Source organism: Herbidospora solisilvae, assembly GCF_009901565.1.
GTDB lineage: Bacteria > Actinomycetota > Actinomycetes > Streptosporangiales > Streptosporangiaceae > Herbidospora > Herbidospora solisilvae.
In genome coordinates this window covers 434,703-448,897 of record NZ_WXEW01000007.1, presented here as the reverse complement: position 1 = coordinate 448,897, position 14,195 = coordinate 434,703, and the positions used below count along the sequence as shown (strand labels likewise).

14 protein-coding genes are annotated in these 14,195 nt (G+C 69.6%); 8 read left to right on the top strand and 6 right to left on the bottom strand.

Annotated features, from left to right (window positions below; genetic code table 11):
* Positions 1–303 precede the first annotated feature (303 nt).
* Together dapD and GT755_RS25275 are read left to right on the top strand one after the other, a co-directional pair.
* Positions 304–1,260, top strand: a complete 957-nt coding sequence (gene dapD / locus GT755_RS25280) for a 2,3,4,5-tetrahydropyridine-2,6-dicarboxylate N-succinyltransferase (RefSeq protein ID WP_328794491.1) — start codon at positions 304–306, stop codon at positions 1,258–1,260.
* A 380-nt stretch (positions 1,261–1,640) separates the two neighbouring features.
* Entirely contained in the window at positions 1,641–1,913 is a 273-nt protein-coding gene (locus GT755_RS25275; protein ID WP_161482098.1) for a hypothetical protein, read from the top strand.
* A 9-nt stretch (positions 1,914–1,922) separates the two neighbouring features.
* On the opposite strand, the gene GT755_RS25270 is transcribed toward GT755_RS25275, so the two are convergent.
* On the bottom strand, positions 1,923–2,735 hold the full coding sequence (locus tag GT755_RS25270) for a MerR family transcriptional regulator (protein ID WP_161482097.1): 813 nt from the start codon (positions 2,733–2,735) through the stop codon (positions 1,923–1,925).
* Between the two features lie 128 nt (positions 2,736–2,863).
* On the opposite strand from GT755_RS25270, the gene GT755_RS25265 reads away from it, so the two are divergent.
* Entirely contained in the window at positions 2,864–3,043 is a 180-nt protein-coding gene (locus GT755_RS25265) for a hypothetical protein (RefSeq protein ID WP_161482096.1), read from the top strand.
* An 83-nt stretch (positions 3,044–3,126) separates the two neighbouring features.
* On the opposite strand, the gene GT755_RS25260 is transcribed toward GT755_RS25265, so the two are convergent.
* Positions 3,127–5,034: a glycoside hydrolase family 6 protein gene (locus GT755_RS25260; protein WP_161482095.1), complete on the bottom strand. Its 1,908-nt coding sequence runs from the start codon at positions 5,032–5,034 to the stop codon at positions 3,127–3,129.
* 436 nt (positions 5,035–5,470) lie between these two features.
* Here GT755_RS25260 and GT755_RS25255 point away from each other — a divergent pair, with 436 nt between their 5' ends.
* Genes GT755_RS25255 through GT755_RS25240 form a run of 4 tightly spaced genes read left to right on the top strand, consistent with a single transcriptional unit; the run spans position 5,471 to position 8,922 of the window.
* Complete coding sequence (locus tag GT755_RS25255; protein ID WP_161482094.1) at positions 5,471–6,448, top strand: malate dehydrogenase; 978 nt, start codon at positions 5,471–5,473, stop codon at positions 6,446–6,448.
* A 24-nt stretch (positions 6,449–6,472) separates the two neighbouring features.
* Positions 6,473–7,816: a dihydrolipoyl dehydrogenase family protein gene (locus tag GT755_RS25250; protein ID WP_161482093.1), complete on the top strand. Its 1,344-nt coding sequence runs from the start codon at positions 6,473–6,475 to the stop codon at positions 7,814–7,816.
* Between the two features lie 9 nt (positions 7,817–7,825).
* Positions 7,826–8,548, top strand: a complete 723-nt coding sequence (locus tag GT755_RS25245; RefSeq protein WP_161482092.1) for a DUF2071 domain-containing protein — start codon at positions 7,826–7,828, stop codon at positions 8,546–8,548.
* The gene (locus GT755_RS25240) at positions 8,545–8,922 is read left to right on the top strand and encodes a hypothetical protein (RefSeq protein WP_161482091.1); all 378 of its coding nucleotides are present in this window, start codon (positions 8,545–8,547) and stop codon (positions 8,920–8,922) included. The genes GT755_RS25245 and GT755_RS25240 overlap by 4 nt, the downstream gene beginning before the upstream one ends.
* A 6-nt stretch (positions 8,923–8,928) precedes the next feature.
* On the opposite strand, the gene GT755_RS25235 is transcribed toward GT755_RS25240, so the two are convergent.
* The 4 genes from GT755_RS25235 to GT755_RS25220 all read right to left on the bottom strand — a co-directional run bounded on the left by GT755_RS25235 (position 8,929) and on the right by GT755_RS25220 (position 13,288).
* Entirely contained in the window at positions 8,929–10,566 is a 1,638-nt protein-coding gene (locus GT755_RS25235; protein ID WP_161482090.1) for an alpha-amylase family protein, read from the bottom strand.
* A gap of 87 nt (positions 10,567–10,653) precedes the next feature.
* Positions 10,654–10,857, bottom strand: a complete 204-nt coding sequence (locus GT755_RS25230; RefSeq protein WP_030455889.1) for a cold-shock protein — start codon at positions 10,855–10,857, stop codon at positions 10,654–10,656.
* A gap of 161 nt (positions 10,858–11,018) precedes the next feature.
* Positions 11,019–11,960 carry a phosphotransferase family protein gene (locus GT755_RS25225; RefSeq protein WP_328794490.1) on the bottom strand — a complete coding sequence of 314 codons (942 nt, stop codon included), beginning with the start codon at positions 11,958–11,960 and terminating at the stop codon, positions 11,019–11,021.
* Positions 11,961–11,971: 11 nt separating this feature from the next.
* Complete coding sequence (locus GT755_RS25220) at positions 11,972–13,288, bottom strand: XRE family transcriptional regulator (RefSeq protein ID WP_235967242.1); 1,317 nt, start codon at positions 13,286–13,288, stop codon at positions 11,972–11,974.
* A gap of 392 nt (positions 13,289–13,680) precedes the next feature.
* Here GT755_RS25220 and GT755_RS25215 point away from each other — a divergent pair, with 392 nt between their 5' ends.
* The gene (locus tag GT755_RS25215) at positions 13,681–13,971 is read left to right on the top strand and encodes a hypothetical protein (RefSeq protein ID WP_231515630.1); all 291 of its coding nucleotides are present in this window, start codon (positions 13,681–13,683) and stop codon (positions 13,969–13,971) included.
* Positions 13,972–14,195: the final 224 nt, after the last annotated feature.

Here is a 14,195-nt window from a genome sequence, read left to right as displayed (position 1 = left end):
CGCCCGATGCCCGAGATGTCCCCTCTGCCCGGCATCTCCCCCTGTCCACCTAATCACCCTCTGTGAGCGATCTTTTCGGCAGGGTGTCGAAGTAACGTAACCGACGCATGCGAACTCCCGTTGACGCCGTGTGAATTCCGATGGCGGCCCGCGCCCGGACCCCGTCACCCAACGTGACCACACGGGTGAACGGAGGGCGAACACGACGTGGCCACCTGTGGATATCCGTTCGCGGGACGGGGTTGTCCACAGGCCGGTTCCCGCGTCGTTTGGGCCGGGGCGGGGGCGGTAGGTTCTTGAACCGTGACTTTCATCGAATCCGGTGCTCACGGAGTGGGGCTCGCGACCGTCACCCCCGACGGCACGGTCCTCGACGTCTGGTTCCCCAACCCCGCCCTCGGCGACCCCGGCGAGCCGGGCGTCCGGCGCCTGGCCGCGGTCGAGGTGGGCGACCTGGCGAGCCTGGTCAGGGAAGACCCCGAGCGGGGTGTCGAGGTCGTGGCCGTCGCGGTCGGGATCGGCAAGCTGTCCGACCCGCCGGCCGACACCTATGACGTCTACCTGCGCCTCCACCTGCTGTCCCACCGTCTGGTCCAGCCCCACCAGGCCAACCTCGACGGCATCTTCGGCCTGCTGGCCAACGTCGTGTGGACCAACCACGGCCCCTGCCAGGTCGAGGGCTTCGAGAACGTCCGCGCCCGGCTGCGGACCCGCGGCCCGGTGACCGTCTACTCGGTCGACAAGTTCCCCCGCATGGTCGACTACGTGCTCCCCACCGGGGTGCGCGTCGGCGACGCCGACCGGGTCCGGCTCGGCGCCCACCTGGCGTCCGGCACGACCGTCATGCACGAGGGCTTCGTCAACTTCAACGCCGGCACGCTGGGCACCTCGATGGTCGAAGGCCGCATCTCGGCCGGCGTCGTCGTGGGCGACGGCTCCGACGTCGGCGGCGGCGCGTCGATCATGGGCACCCTGTCGGGCGGCGGCAAGGAGATCATCCAGGTCGGGCAGCGCTGCCTCATCGGCGCCCAGGCCGGCATCGGCATCTCCCTGGGCGACGACTGCGTCGTGGAGGCGGGCCTCTACGTGACCGCGGGCACCAAGGTGACCCTGCCCGACGGCACCGTCGTCAAGGCCAAAGACCTGTCAGGCCAGAACGGCCTGCTCTTCCTCCGCGACTCGGTGACCGGCGCGGTCGTCGCCAAGGCCCGCACGGGCGGCAAGGTCGAACTCAACGCGGCCCTCCACGCCAACGACTAACGCAAAGGGCGGCGCCACTCCGGCGCCGCCCTTCGGCTCGTCCGCTCCGAGCCGTCATTCGCGGCCGTCGTTTTCCGGCCCGTGGCGCCCGGCCAGTCGTTCGCGGCGCGTAGTTCGGACTCCGTCGGCTCCCGGCTCATGGTTCCGGCTCATGGTGCCCGGCCGGTGTTCCTGGCCCATGGTTTCGAGTCTGTCGGCTCCCGGTACGTCGGCTCCCAGCTCATGCTTCCGGCCCGTGGTGCCCGATCCGTCGATGCCCCACCCGTCGGTTCCTGGCTCGTAGTTCCCAGCTCATCAATTCCCCGGCCCGGCTTAACCGCTGTTGCGCCGCCGCCCGCTGCCCCGTTGCAATCCGCGGGCCGTCGCTCCAAGATCGCCTCATGCTATGGATCGGTCGGCTCGCGGCCGCGGTGTTGCTTCTCGGTGGGTTGGCCGCGGCGTTCTACGACAACCCCTACGGCTGGGACGGCCACAGCACGCTGACCTGCGGTGGGGCCTTCTTCTTCCCCCCGGCCTACAGCGGCGAGCTCAACCCCGACTGCCCCGCCCGCCTGTGGGAGATGCGGTTCGGCTCCGTCGCCCTGCTCGTGGCCGGGGCCTCGATCGCGTGGGTGACCCGCACTCTCAGCAGACGAGGAGAAGCTGCCTCCTGACGATCGTTCTCAGGCCAGCGGTTCCTGGATCTCCGTCACCCAGTTCTCCGGGTCGCCCATCCCGTACTCCAGGTAGACCTCCCGGCTGTACCCCACCCCCCGCTCCCCGTGGTCCTCGATCCAGCGGTGGAGGTCCTGGATGGTCGCGTCCACGCCGTCCATCAGCCCGTGGTGGATGATCGTCGCCGCCCGCTCGATGGCCGGCAGGTCCACGATGTCGAAGTCGTACGCCGGGTCCGGCGCGACGTTGACCGGAAAGGCGGCGTGGATCCGCACTCCGCCGGACGGCTCCTCCTCGTAGTAGGCGATCCCGGGCCCGGCCAGATCCACCCCCGCCCTGGTCAGCCGGGCGTGCAGCTCGGGGTAGAGCGGCTGGATGACGGGCCCGATGTGCTCGCTCTCGTAGCTCTCGGCCACGGCCGACAACTCGGCCACCCGGACGGCGGGGACGGACTTCACGACGACGTCGGCAGGCAAGACGCCCTCCTTCTCGATGATCTGGATTCTCGCCTCGACCCCCCGCAGCCGGGCCCGGTCGGCCTCGACCCGGGCTTCCAGGTCGGCGCGGCGGAGCCGGAGCATCCCGTGCAGTTCGGCCACGCCGACCTTCTCGTCGAGGATCTGGCGGACCTGCTGGAGGCTGAACCCGAGGTCCTTCAGGGCCACGACCCGGTTGAGGCGGCTGAGCTGGGCGGCCTCGTAGGAGCGGTAGCCCGTCAGGGGGTCGACCCGGGCGGGGGTGAGCAGGCCGAGCGCGTCGTAGTGGCGCAACATGCGCACCGACACGCGGCCGATTCTGGCGAAGTCTCCGATGTTGTACATGACGCCTCCGGGTCTATCGGCTGACACCGTGTGAGGGTCAACGACCGCCCCTGAGACGCCCCTGAGTTGTCCCTGATGTTGCCGCCTGACCCGCGATTTCTCGGCAAATGAGACTTACCGTGAAGCCTATGGGACGCATTCTTCTGTACGCCGTCATCGCGGTCGCCGCCTTCTTCGTCATCGGCTGGCTCATCGGGCTGGTCTTCGGACTCCTCAAGTGGGTTCTGATCCTCGGCCTCATCGGCCTGGCCGTCATGGGGGTCATGAAGCTGACCAGCGGCAAGGGCAAGTCGCCCGACTGGTCGTGAACCGGGGCCGAGAGCCCATCCCCCACCGCAACGCGAGAGCCCCGGCGCCGTCGGCACCGGGGCTCGCGTACTTCATCTAGGTGTTAGCTGATGGGCGGGTAGGCGTTGGCCAGCAGCTGACGGAACTGGGCCGAGAACCAGTGACCCGATAGCGGAGCGTTGGCCAGAGCCCCCGAGGGGTTGTTCCCGTTACGGTCGTTGCCGCCGTAGGTCGGGTCACACATCCGGTCGAAGCCCTTGCCCTCGTTGTTCGGGATCTCGGTCGAGGAACCGTCGGACTCACCCGGAGGCTTGACCCACACGTAGGCGTCGATACCGGTGGCCGGGTTGGCCCGCGGACGCTCACCCAGACCCGCGCCGCTCTGGTTGCACCAGTTGCCGGCGTGGATACGACGGTCGACCTTGGAGTTGTTCACGAAGGTGTTCAGGTCGGTCGAGGTGCTCGGACCGGCCGGCCGGTTCGGGCCGCCCCACCCGTTACGCGAGGTGTCGATCAGCATGCCGATGTTGGAGGAGAAGCCCTCCTGGATCAGCCGCTGACGGAAGGCCTGGGCGAAGGACAACTCGTCGATGTAGAAGTTCCAGTCCACCCACCGCGACGAGCGGATCATCTGGCCGTTGACGGTGCCGTTCACGGTGAAGTGCGGCTCGACCAGCGCCGAGTAGTTGGCGGTGTTGGTGATGAAGCCGTGCACGGTGGCCTTGCCGCCGGTGGCCAGGTCGGCGGTCGAGCCGAACAGGTCGGCCGACGGACCGAAGTTGGTGTCCCAGCCCAGCCAGCCGTGGTGACCGGCGTCCACGTAGTTGTAGACGTTCGGGATCGCGTAGAGCTTGCTGAGGGCGTAGGCCACGCCCTGCTCGTAGGCGCCCGAGTTCTTGGCCTCCTGGCAGGCGGCCAGGTTCAGGTTCGTCACCAGGTTCGGCAACGAGTCGATCTCCACGATCGCCACGATGCGCAGGTTGCGGTACTTCGAGTCCGACATGATCGAGGCGATCGGATCGATGTACTCGGTCTTGTACCGGTTGAGGCCGTTCTGCGCGACCTTCAGCTCACCGTTCGACGCCAGCGCCGAACAGTCGCGGTTGGGCAGGTTGTAGATCACGACCTGGATGACCACCGGCGCGGCGCCGTTGGCGGCGTCCTGCTGGACGGCCAGGTCCAGGTGCTCACGCAGACCCTTGCTGTTGTTGCCGGCCGAACCACTGGTGATGGCGGCGATCCGGTCCAGCCAGATGGCGGTCGAGGTGTTCGCCACGGCGGCGCCGCCCGGCTCGGAGGCGGCGTTGGCCGACCAGTCGGGGTTCACGTAACCGGTCGCGCCGTCATAGGGGTTGTCCACCCGGGGGCCGGGCGGGGAGGGAGACGGCGACGGGCTCGGCGACGGCGAGGGAGACGGGGACGGGGAGGGAGAAGGCGAGGGCGAAGGCGACGGGCTCGGCGACGGCGAGGGGCTGGGCGACGGCGAGGGGCTGGGCGACGGCGACGGCGACGGGCTCGGCGAGGGGGACGGCGAGGGCGAAGGCGACGGAGACGGGTTCACGCCGCCGCAGGTCACGCCGTTCACGGTGAAGGACGTCGGCTTGGGGTTGCTGCCGCTCCACGTGCCGTTGAAGCCGAGGCTCAGGGTCGCGCCGCTCGCCAGGCTGCCGTTCCACGGCATGCTCGCCGCGGTCACGTTCGCGCCGCTCTGCGTCCAGTTGGCCGACCAGCCCTGGCTCACGCGCTGGCCCGAGTTCGGGAACGTGAAACCGAGGTTCCAGCTCGAGAGCGCGTCGCCGGTGTTGCGGACCGTCAGGTTGGCGGTGAAGCCGCCCTGGCCGGGGCTCGTGGTCCAGTCGTTGGTCGTGTACGTCACGTCACACGTGACCGCTGCCTGCGCGGACGTTGCGGTGACGACGGCCATGGTGGATCCGAGCGCGGCCACCGCGAACGCGGCGAGGCCACGGCGCAGTCGGGAGCGCGCGGCTCCGGATCGGGGGGTGGATCTCATTGCGGGGGTCCTCCTGCGATGATTCACTGCGCGCTGGGAGCGCTCCCACGGACCTTAGGTGCGCGGTCCCGTGCCGTACAGGAAGACCGTCCACCCCCAGCCTCCCTCTCGCTCGCCCCGAAACACCAGCACCGGCGGCGACCAGCACACACGCCGCCCGGTCACCGGCCGAAAACCTCGTTTGTAACCTGAAAGTTTCAGCTTTATCGCCATGTTTGCCCGGTTTTCCGGGATGGGCGAGGCCTACCGGCGCCCGCCCACCGAGGTGCTGAGGGATTCCCTGGTGCTCGACCGCTTCCGCGGCGCCCTCGTGAACAGGCCGGGTTCCCGGCGTACATATCCATGAATTGCCGCAAACCCGTGGCCTGAGCATAAGTGGGGCTCGACTGGCGAGTAGCATCCGCAGGACACGTACACCGCCCGAAGGGGAATCGTCATGACCGTCAAAGTGACCGTCACCGGCGCGGCCGGCCAGATCGGTTACGCCCTGCTCTTCCGCATCGCCTCGGGGCACCTGCTCGGGCCGGACGTGCCCGTCCAGCTGAGCCTGCTGGAGATCACTCCGGCGCTGAAGGCGGCCGAGGGCACCGCGATGGAGCTCGACGACTGCGCCTTCCCGCTGCTCAAGGGCATCGACATCACCGACGACCCGAACTACGCGTTCAACGGGACCAACGTCGCGCTGCTGGTCGGCGCCCGTCCCCGCACGGCGGGCATGGAGCGCGGCGACCTGCTGTCGGCCAACGGCGGGATCTTCGGCCCGCAGGGCCAGGCGATCAACGACCACGCGGCCGACGACGTGCGCGTCCTGGTCGTGGGCAACCCCGCCAACACCAACGCGCTGATCGCGCAGCGGCACGCGCCCGACGTCCCGGCCGACCGGTTCACCGCCATGACCCGGCTCGACCACAACCGCGCCCTGTCGCAGCTCTCGTCGAAGCTGGGCGTCCCGGTCACCGACATCAAGAAGATGACGATCTGGGGCAACCACTCCGCGACGCAGTACCCCGACCTCTACCACGCCGAGGTCGGCGGCAAGATCGCCGCCGAGCTGGTCGACCAGGACTGGCTGAAGGACACCTTCATCCCCACGGTCGCCAAGCGCGGCGCCGCGATCATCGAGGCCCGGGGCGCGTCCAGCGCCGCGTCGGCCGCCAACGCCGCGATCGACCACGTGTACTCGTGGGTGAACGGCACCCCCGAGGGCGACTGGACCTCCGCCGCGGTCGTCTCCGACGGCTCCTACGGCGTGCCCGAGGGCATCATCTCCTCGTTCCCTGTGGTCTCGCGGAACGGCCAGTGGGAGATCGTCCAGGGCCTGGACATCGACGACTTCTCCCGCGGCAAGATCGACGCCTCGGTCAAGGAGCTCCAGGAGGAGCGCGACGCGGTCAAGGAGCTCGGCCTGATCTGACGCCATATGGGCAGGTAGCCGGGCATGGATGAATTCGACGTGATCGTGCTCGGCATGGGCCCGGGTGGCGAGGACGCCGCCGGCCGGCTCGTCGAGGCCGGGCTGAGTGTGGCCGCGGTCGAGGCAGACCTGGTCGGCGGCGAATGTCCTTATTGGGGCTGCGTACCGTCGAAGATGATGATCCGGGCCGCCCACGTCCTGGGTGAGGCCCGGCGCGTCTCCGGCCTGGCCGGAGCGGCGACCGTCTCCCCCGACTGGATGCCGGTGGCCCGCCGCATCCGCGCCGAGGCCACCGACGACTGGAACGACCAGGCCGCCGCCGACCGCTTCGAGAAGAAGGGTGGTCATCTCGTACGCGGCCACGGCGTCGTCACCGGCCCCCGCGAGGTGACCGTGGGAGACCGGGTGCTGCGCGCCCGGCGCGGCCTGCTGATCTCCACGGGGACCCGTCCGGCGATCCCGGACATCGACGGACTGGCCGGCACGCCCTATTGGACCAACCACGAGGCCGTCGCCACCGAGAGCGTGCCCGAGTCGATGATCGTGCTGGGCGGCGGGGCGATCGGCCTCGAACTGGCCCAGGTCTTCGCCCGCTTCGGCACCGAGATCACGCTTCTGGAGGCCGCTCCGACTCTCCTGCCCGGCGAGGAGCCCGAGGCCGGGAAGCTGATCGCCAAGGTCTTCCGCGACGAGGGCATGCGCGTGCTGACAGGGGCGTCCGCCTCCCGGGTGTCCTACGACGGCCGGTTCGCGGTGACGGTGGGCGACGAGGTCGTCGAGGCGGCCAACCTGCTCGTGGTGACCGGCCGCAAGACCGACCTGACCGGCCTGTCGGTCATCGGGGTCGACGAGACCGCCAGATTCGTCCCGACCGACCCCCACATGCGCGTGACCGACGGCGTCTGGGCGGCCGGCGACGTGACCGGCCACGGAGGCTTCACCCATGTGGCCAACTACCAGGGGCGCATCGCGGCGCTCGACATCCTGGGCGAGGAGGTCGCCGGGGCCGACTACCGCGCGGTCCCCCGCGTGACCTACACCGACCCGGAGGTCGGCGCGGTCGGCCTGACCGAGCGGCAGGCCCGCGACGAGGGCCTGTCGGTGACCACCGGCATCACCACGGCGGGCGCGCGCGACTGGATCCACGGGACGAAGGACATCCTGATCAAGCTGGTGGCCTCGGACGAGGTCCTGGTCGGCGCGACGGCGGTCGGCCCGGCGGGCGGCGAGGTGATGGGCGCGCTGGCGGTGGCGGTGCACGCGCGGGTGCCGGTGATGACCCTGCGCTCGATGATGTACGCCTACCCGACCTTCCACCGGGGCATCGAGGACGCGCTGAAGAACCTGCTGAAACAGGATCGCCCCTAGCCTGGCCGGGTGGACTTCGCCGGAACCCCCCGCCCCGCCCCGCGCTGGCACCACGCCGAAAGCGAGCTCGACGACTTCGTGATCGTGAGTTTCCGGGTGCCCGCCGAGCGGCTGGCCGCCCTGCTGCCGCCCGGTTTCGCCCCCGTGCGGTTCGACTGGACGGCCGGGGGCTCCGGAGCCCTGGTGTCGGCGGTGGGCTTCCGCGACCGCGACTTCCACTTCCGGTTCTGCCCCCGCGTCGCCATCGCCTGCGGCCAGATCAACTACCGCGCCTACGTCACCCGCCACGGCGAACCGGGGGTGTGGTTCTTCCGGACCGCCCTCGACCATCCCCTGGTGGCCGTGCCGCGTCACCTGTGGGGCATGCCGTGGCGGCGCACCCGAATCAGGATCACGGGCGACTGGGGGCCGGAGCCCCGCTGGGAGCTCGACGCCGACGACGCGGAGTGCCGGGCGGCGGGCGTGGGGCCGTACACCCCTGATGGGCTGGGAGACAACTGGTTGCCGCTGCTCACCCACCCCACGACGGGCTGGTACCGGGGGCGGCGGTCGGTCGGGACCTACAGCGTGTGGCATCCCGTCATGGAGCCGGTGTTCCTGGAGGCCGCGCACGCCCGGTTCCGGGTGTTCGAGGAGCTGGAGCTGGTCGAGCCGGGCCAGCAGCCCCATTCGGTGCTGGGGCAGGCCTCGATCCACTTCGACGTCCACGTGCCGCCTAGGGTGTCGGCATGACGGAGACGACGATCATCCGGTACGACGACCTCGACGTCCGATTGCGGGTGCTGGTCGACGGTTACGCCGACCAGCACCTTCTGGGCGACCTGACCGACCGGGTCGTCATGTGCTGCCAGACCCGGGGCACCAACCTGTCGGCGGGGGTGCTCACCCCGGCCCTGATCGTGATCGTGCTGGTCCGCCCCGACGGCGAATCGGTCCGGCTGGGCGCCCGGCTGGCCGGGGCCGACCTGCGCATGACGGACGGCGGCGTCTGGGTGCACGCCCAGTGGTTCGGGGCCGACCCGAGTTCCTACCTGCTGCCGCTCGAAGAGGGCAGCGTCTTCCTCGACGCCCTGCGCACCCGGATCATGGCCGCCCGCCACACGTGACGATCGTCACGGCGCGGTCGCCGGGTCGGAGATGCGGAACCAGCGGCAGCTGTACTCCTCCACCTCCACGAGAGCCCGGCCGTCCTGGATCTCCACCGTGTCCTCGGAGAACAGGTCGGCCAGGACCTTCCCCTGCTCGTCGAGGCCCAGGGTCACCTTCGCCACCCGCCCGGCGAAGTTGTGCACGGTCACGACGCCCTCGTTGCGGATCGCCAGGACCGCGTCGTCTCCGCCGTCCAGGACCTCGTAGGAGCCCCACGCCAGTTCCGGCGACTCGCGGTACTGCTCGACGAGCCGTCCGATCCACGAGAGCAACGACTCGGGGTCGCGCCGCTGGGCGCTGACGCTGATCTCGTCGGGGCCGTAGTCGCCGACGGGCATCGGGATCGCCGGTTCGACCGTGCTGAAGCCGCCGTGCCGGCCGGAGGTCCACTGCATCGGGGTGCGGACCGACTGGCGGCCCTCGATGGCGAGGTTCTCGCCCATCCCGATCTCCTCGCCGTAGAAGAGCACGGGGGTGCCGGGCAGCGCGAACAGGAGGCTGTAGACCATGCGGATCCGGCGCTGGTCGCCGCCGAGCATGGTGGGCAGCCGCCGCCGGATGCCGCGGTTGTAGATCCGCATGTCCTCCTCGGGCGCGAAGGCGGCGAAGACCTCCTCCCGTTCGGCGTCGGTCAGCTTGTCGAGGGTCAGTTCGTCGTGGTTGCGGACGAACGAGGCCCACTGGCTGTCCTTGGGCGGCGCGGGACGCTCCCGCAGGGCCTCGGCGAGCGGACGGGCGTCCTCGCGGGCCAGCGACAGGTACATCCGCTGCATGCCGATGAAGTCGAAGCACATCGTGATCTCGTTGCCGAGCGGGGTGTGGCCGAAATAGGCCATCAGGTCCTTGTACGGCAGGTTCACCTCCCCCAGCAGCATCGCCGTCCCGTCGCGTCGGTTCATGAACGCCCGCAGGTCGGCGAAGAACTCGTGGGGGTCGGGCAGCGCGTCGTCCTGTTCGAGCACCCGTTCGACCAGGAAGGGCACCGCGTCGACGCGGAAGCCCGACAGGCCCAGCTCCATCCAGAATCCCAGGATGCGGGCGATCTCGTCCCGCACCTCGGGATTGGAGGTGTTGAGGTCGGGCTGGAACTTGTAGAAACGGTGGAAGTAGTACTGCTCGGTCTGGGCGTCCCACTGCCAGAGGCTGTCCTCCTGGTCGGGGAACACGACCCCCTTGGGGTCGTCGGGCTCGGGCTCGTCCGACCAGATGTACCAGTCGCGGTGCTTGGAGTCCCGGGAGGAGCGGGCGTCCTGGAACCAGGGGTGCTGGTCGGAGGTGTGGTTCACGACCAGGTCGGCGATCACCCGGATGCCCCGGTCCCGGGCCACCCGCATGAACTCGACGAAGTCGCCCAGGGTGCCGAGGCGGGGGTCGACGCTGTAGAAGTCGACGATGTCGTAGCCGTCGTCGCGGTCGGGGGTGGGGAAGAACGGCATGAGCCAGATGCAGGTCACGCCGATCCGGTCGAGATGATCGAGATGCTGGATCGCGCCCCGGAAGTCACCGATCCCGTCGCCGTTCCCGTCGGCGAAGGTCTCGATGTCCAGGCAGTAGACGATGGCGTTCTTCCACCACAGTTCGGAGGTCTGGGTCAGCCGCATGGGCAGCGCCCCTACCCATTTCCGGCACGAGAAAGCCGACCGTTGCACGAGGCAATCGGTCGGCTTCTGGTTGATGCTGGATGGAACTTAGATCGGCGTCACGTTCTCGGCCTGCGGACCCTTCTGGCCCTGCACGGTCTGGAAGCTGACGCGCTGGTTCTCGTCCAGGCTGCGGTAGCCACCGCTGTTGATCGCCGAGTAGTGCACGAACACGTCAGGGGTGCCGTCGTCGGGGGCGATGAAACCAAAGCCCTTTTCGGCGTTGAACCACTTGACGGTGCCTTCAGACAACTGCTTCTCCTTATGCGGAGCCTCACCGTCTCGTCAGGTCAACGAGACGGGCTGCTTAGCGGACCAGCCCTGCATCCGCCTACGTCGGAAAAGCAGTACGCCCGCTACCGGCCGTGAGGCCGGAGGCGTTCTTTACAAAACACCACTGCAACACGTCAAGCCTAGCGCACCCCGAGCGCGGGGGCAGCCATGTACCACCTCGCGTGGCCATCGCCTCTGGTCAGCGAGTCCAAACGGCGTGGAAGTTCCTGCCGGGAGAAGGGATCGCCGAGGGCGTTGCGGATGTGGATGCCGACGGCGTACATGTCCCTGATCTCCATCAGAGTCGCGTAGCCGGGCCAATCTCGCAGGTCAGAGCCGTAGGCGTGGGCGAAGGCGTCGACGTCGCCGGCCGAGAGGCCGAATCTGCGCTGGCCGTGGTAGGTGTGGACCAGGTCCCACTCACGGGGGCCCACCGCCACGCCGTCCCAATCGCAAAGAATCGCGTTGCCGTCGCGGCAGCGGAGCAGGTTGTCGATCCAGGCGTCGCCGTGGAGGAGGACCGGCGGGCCCGAGTCGAGGGTGTGCCAGCGATCGGTCAGTTCTTCGATGCGGTCGCCGAGCCAGCGGCGCTGGTAGGGGGTGAGCACCTCGGCCCGGTGTTCGACCGCGTGGCGGACCTCGGCGAGCGGGTCGGTGAGCCGCCGGAGCGGGATCGACGTCGGCACCGGTTCGCGGTGGAGGTCGCGCAGCACGTGGCCGAGCTCGGTGGTGGTCGGGGAGCCGTTGGAGCGGACGTACCGCCAGAAGGTGACCGCCCGGCCGCCGTGCACGATGGGCTGGTGGGGGATCTCGTCGACCGGCCGGACCGTCGGGAAGCCCCGCTCGGCCAGCCAGCGGGCCACCGCCAGCACGACCGGGAGCCGGGTGAGGGCGTCGGGGGCGGTGGCGATCCGCACCACCATGTCGCCCCGCAGCTTGAAGACGGCGTTGCTGCGCAGCCGCATCAGCCTGGCCCCGCCGGCGTCGACCCCGATGCGGTCGCAGACCGCGCGCAGGACCGTGAACGCCTCGTCGGCGAGCGGACGGGCGGCCGTGGCGCGGGTGAGGTGCGTGATCGTCACGTGTGAGGCGCTCATATGGCCAGCCGGAGGGACGACTCCGACAGGACCTGGTTCAGGTTGCGGACGGCGGGGAGCCGCGGATCGGCCTCGTTCAGCAGCGCCTTCGCCCGGGTGATGACGATCGAGGTGCGGTGCTCGGCCGGGACCTGGCTGAGCGCCTGGGCGGCGAGGCGGCAGGCCTCCTCGTAGTCGCCGTGGCGGGCCAGGTGGGTGGCCTGGTCGAGCAGGATCAGCGCCGGGTCGATCGTCTGGAACCCCGAGTCCATCTCCAGGTTCTGGAGCTGGGAGTCGTCGCCGAGCTCGATCAGGGTGCCGGTGCGGTAGAAGCTCATGCGCTTCTCGGTGAAAACGAAGGCGAGGTCGTCCTGGCTCATGCCGCGCATGCGGGCGAAGATCTGCTCCGCCTCGGCGAGCGCGATGCGGGCGGCCTTGCGGTCGCCCATCCGGGCCAGGGCGCGCGCCTCGGCGGCGGCGGCGAGGGCCGCCGGGGAGCTGGGGGCCGAACCGGCCAGCATGCGGGCCTCGCGGGCCAGCCGGACGGTCTCGGTGAGGTCGCCGTAGTAGTAGGGCAGCATCGTCTGGTTGGCCCTGACCAGGGCGCGTAACCGCAGGTCGCCGACGTCGTCGGCGGAGGTGCGGGCGGTGCCGTACCAGGCGTGGGCCTGGCGGGTGTCGCCGAGCTTCATCAGGGCGTCGGCCGACAGCAGGGCCAGCATCGTGGTGGCCGTCAGCAGTCGGCGCTGCACGCCGGCGGGCTGGCGGGCGCCGGTCAGTTTGCGTACGTCGGCCAGCTCCAGCATCACCCGGCACAACATGGGCGTGGGCGGGGTGGTCATGTATTCGCGCCGGTAGCGCAGCACCTGCTCGTCGAGCCGGTCAAGCTGGTCTTCGGTGACGGTCGTGGTGGCCAGGGACCGGTCCAAATCGTGCCGGGTGCCCTCGACCTCGGCGAAGAACCTGCCGTTGGGGGTGCCCATCAGCATCGCCTGGTGGAACAGCGCCCGCCGGTCGGTGTCGTCGTCGGCCAGGTCCTCGACGTGGACGGCGTCCTCACTGGACCCGTTGGCCACGACCACGACCTTCTGGCTCACGCCCGGGTCGTCGCAGTAGTCGGCCGCGAGGCCGAGGCGTACCGCGTTGGCCTTGTAGAGCCGGGCCAGCAGGTCGATCGTCTGGGGGCGCGGCCGCGCCCGGTTGTTCTCCCACGCGTTGAGCAGGTCGATGCTGGCCCTGGGCAGGCCGAGCGACTGCTGCTCACAGAGGTGTTCGAGCTCCTCGATCGCCTGGCGCGCGGACCATCCCCGGCCGAGCCGGTGGGCCTTCAGCATGCTGACGCCGCAGCAGCCGTGAATCGCCTGAACCGTCTGCCACATCGACCACTGCCGTGCCTCGGCCTGCTCGCGCCAGCGACGAGCACATGCCGGAGAGTGCTCTCCTCGGGCCATCCCGCCTGCCCTTCCGCTGCTGACTTCCCCGCCGGTCCCAGTCTGCCCCGGACCCGCCGTGATCGGCTATTACGGATATTTCCCCGAGGTTAACCGACACGCACCCAACTGCCAGCGTCGTTATGGGTTCGCGACCCGGGACCCGTGGGTGTTCCACTGAATACCAGCGGGTTCCCTGGTTATTGCACGTATTCGGCTAGTACGCCCGATTGCCGGGCAGTCATCCCAGGTTCACCCTTTCCGGAGAAAGGTCGCAACGTCCCCTGGAGACCACCATGGCGATGAAGGCAGATCGCAGCGAGGCGATGGACCACCTCGAACGGCTCGCCGCCCAACTTGAGGCGCATTCGTTCCAGGTACGCCTGTCGGCGCCGGCCGGCCTCTACCCCCGGCTTCGAGTGGTGAACCCGATGGCTCCGGCCATGGCGGAGGACGTGCTGGCGTCCAACGCCAACGACGGAGAGTGGTGGTACTGGCTCTCTTGGGCGGGCCGCATCGGGCACGCCTCCGACGTCGTGACCGCCGCCGAGCGCATCGCCTCGGTTCTGCACGTGATCCGCCGATAGTTTCGGACACCCCCTAGCCGGTACGGCCCGCGCCTCCGGCGGCCGGCTGTCAGGCGGCACCCGCGCTCCGCCTCTCGTCAAAGAGAGGGGCGCGGCCCACAAGCCGAACCGGACCAGCTGTCGCCGGCCGCCCACGCCCACCCACCGGGGCGCGGGCCGTACCTCCACCCGACCGATTTGTCCATAGCCGATCTCTTAGCCGCACGCGTGGTTCATTACCCTGT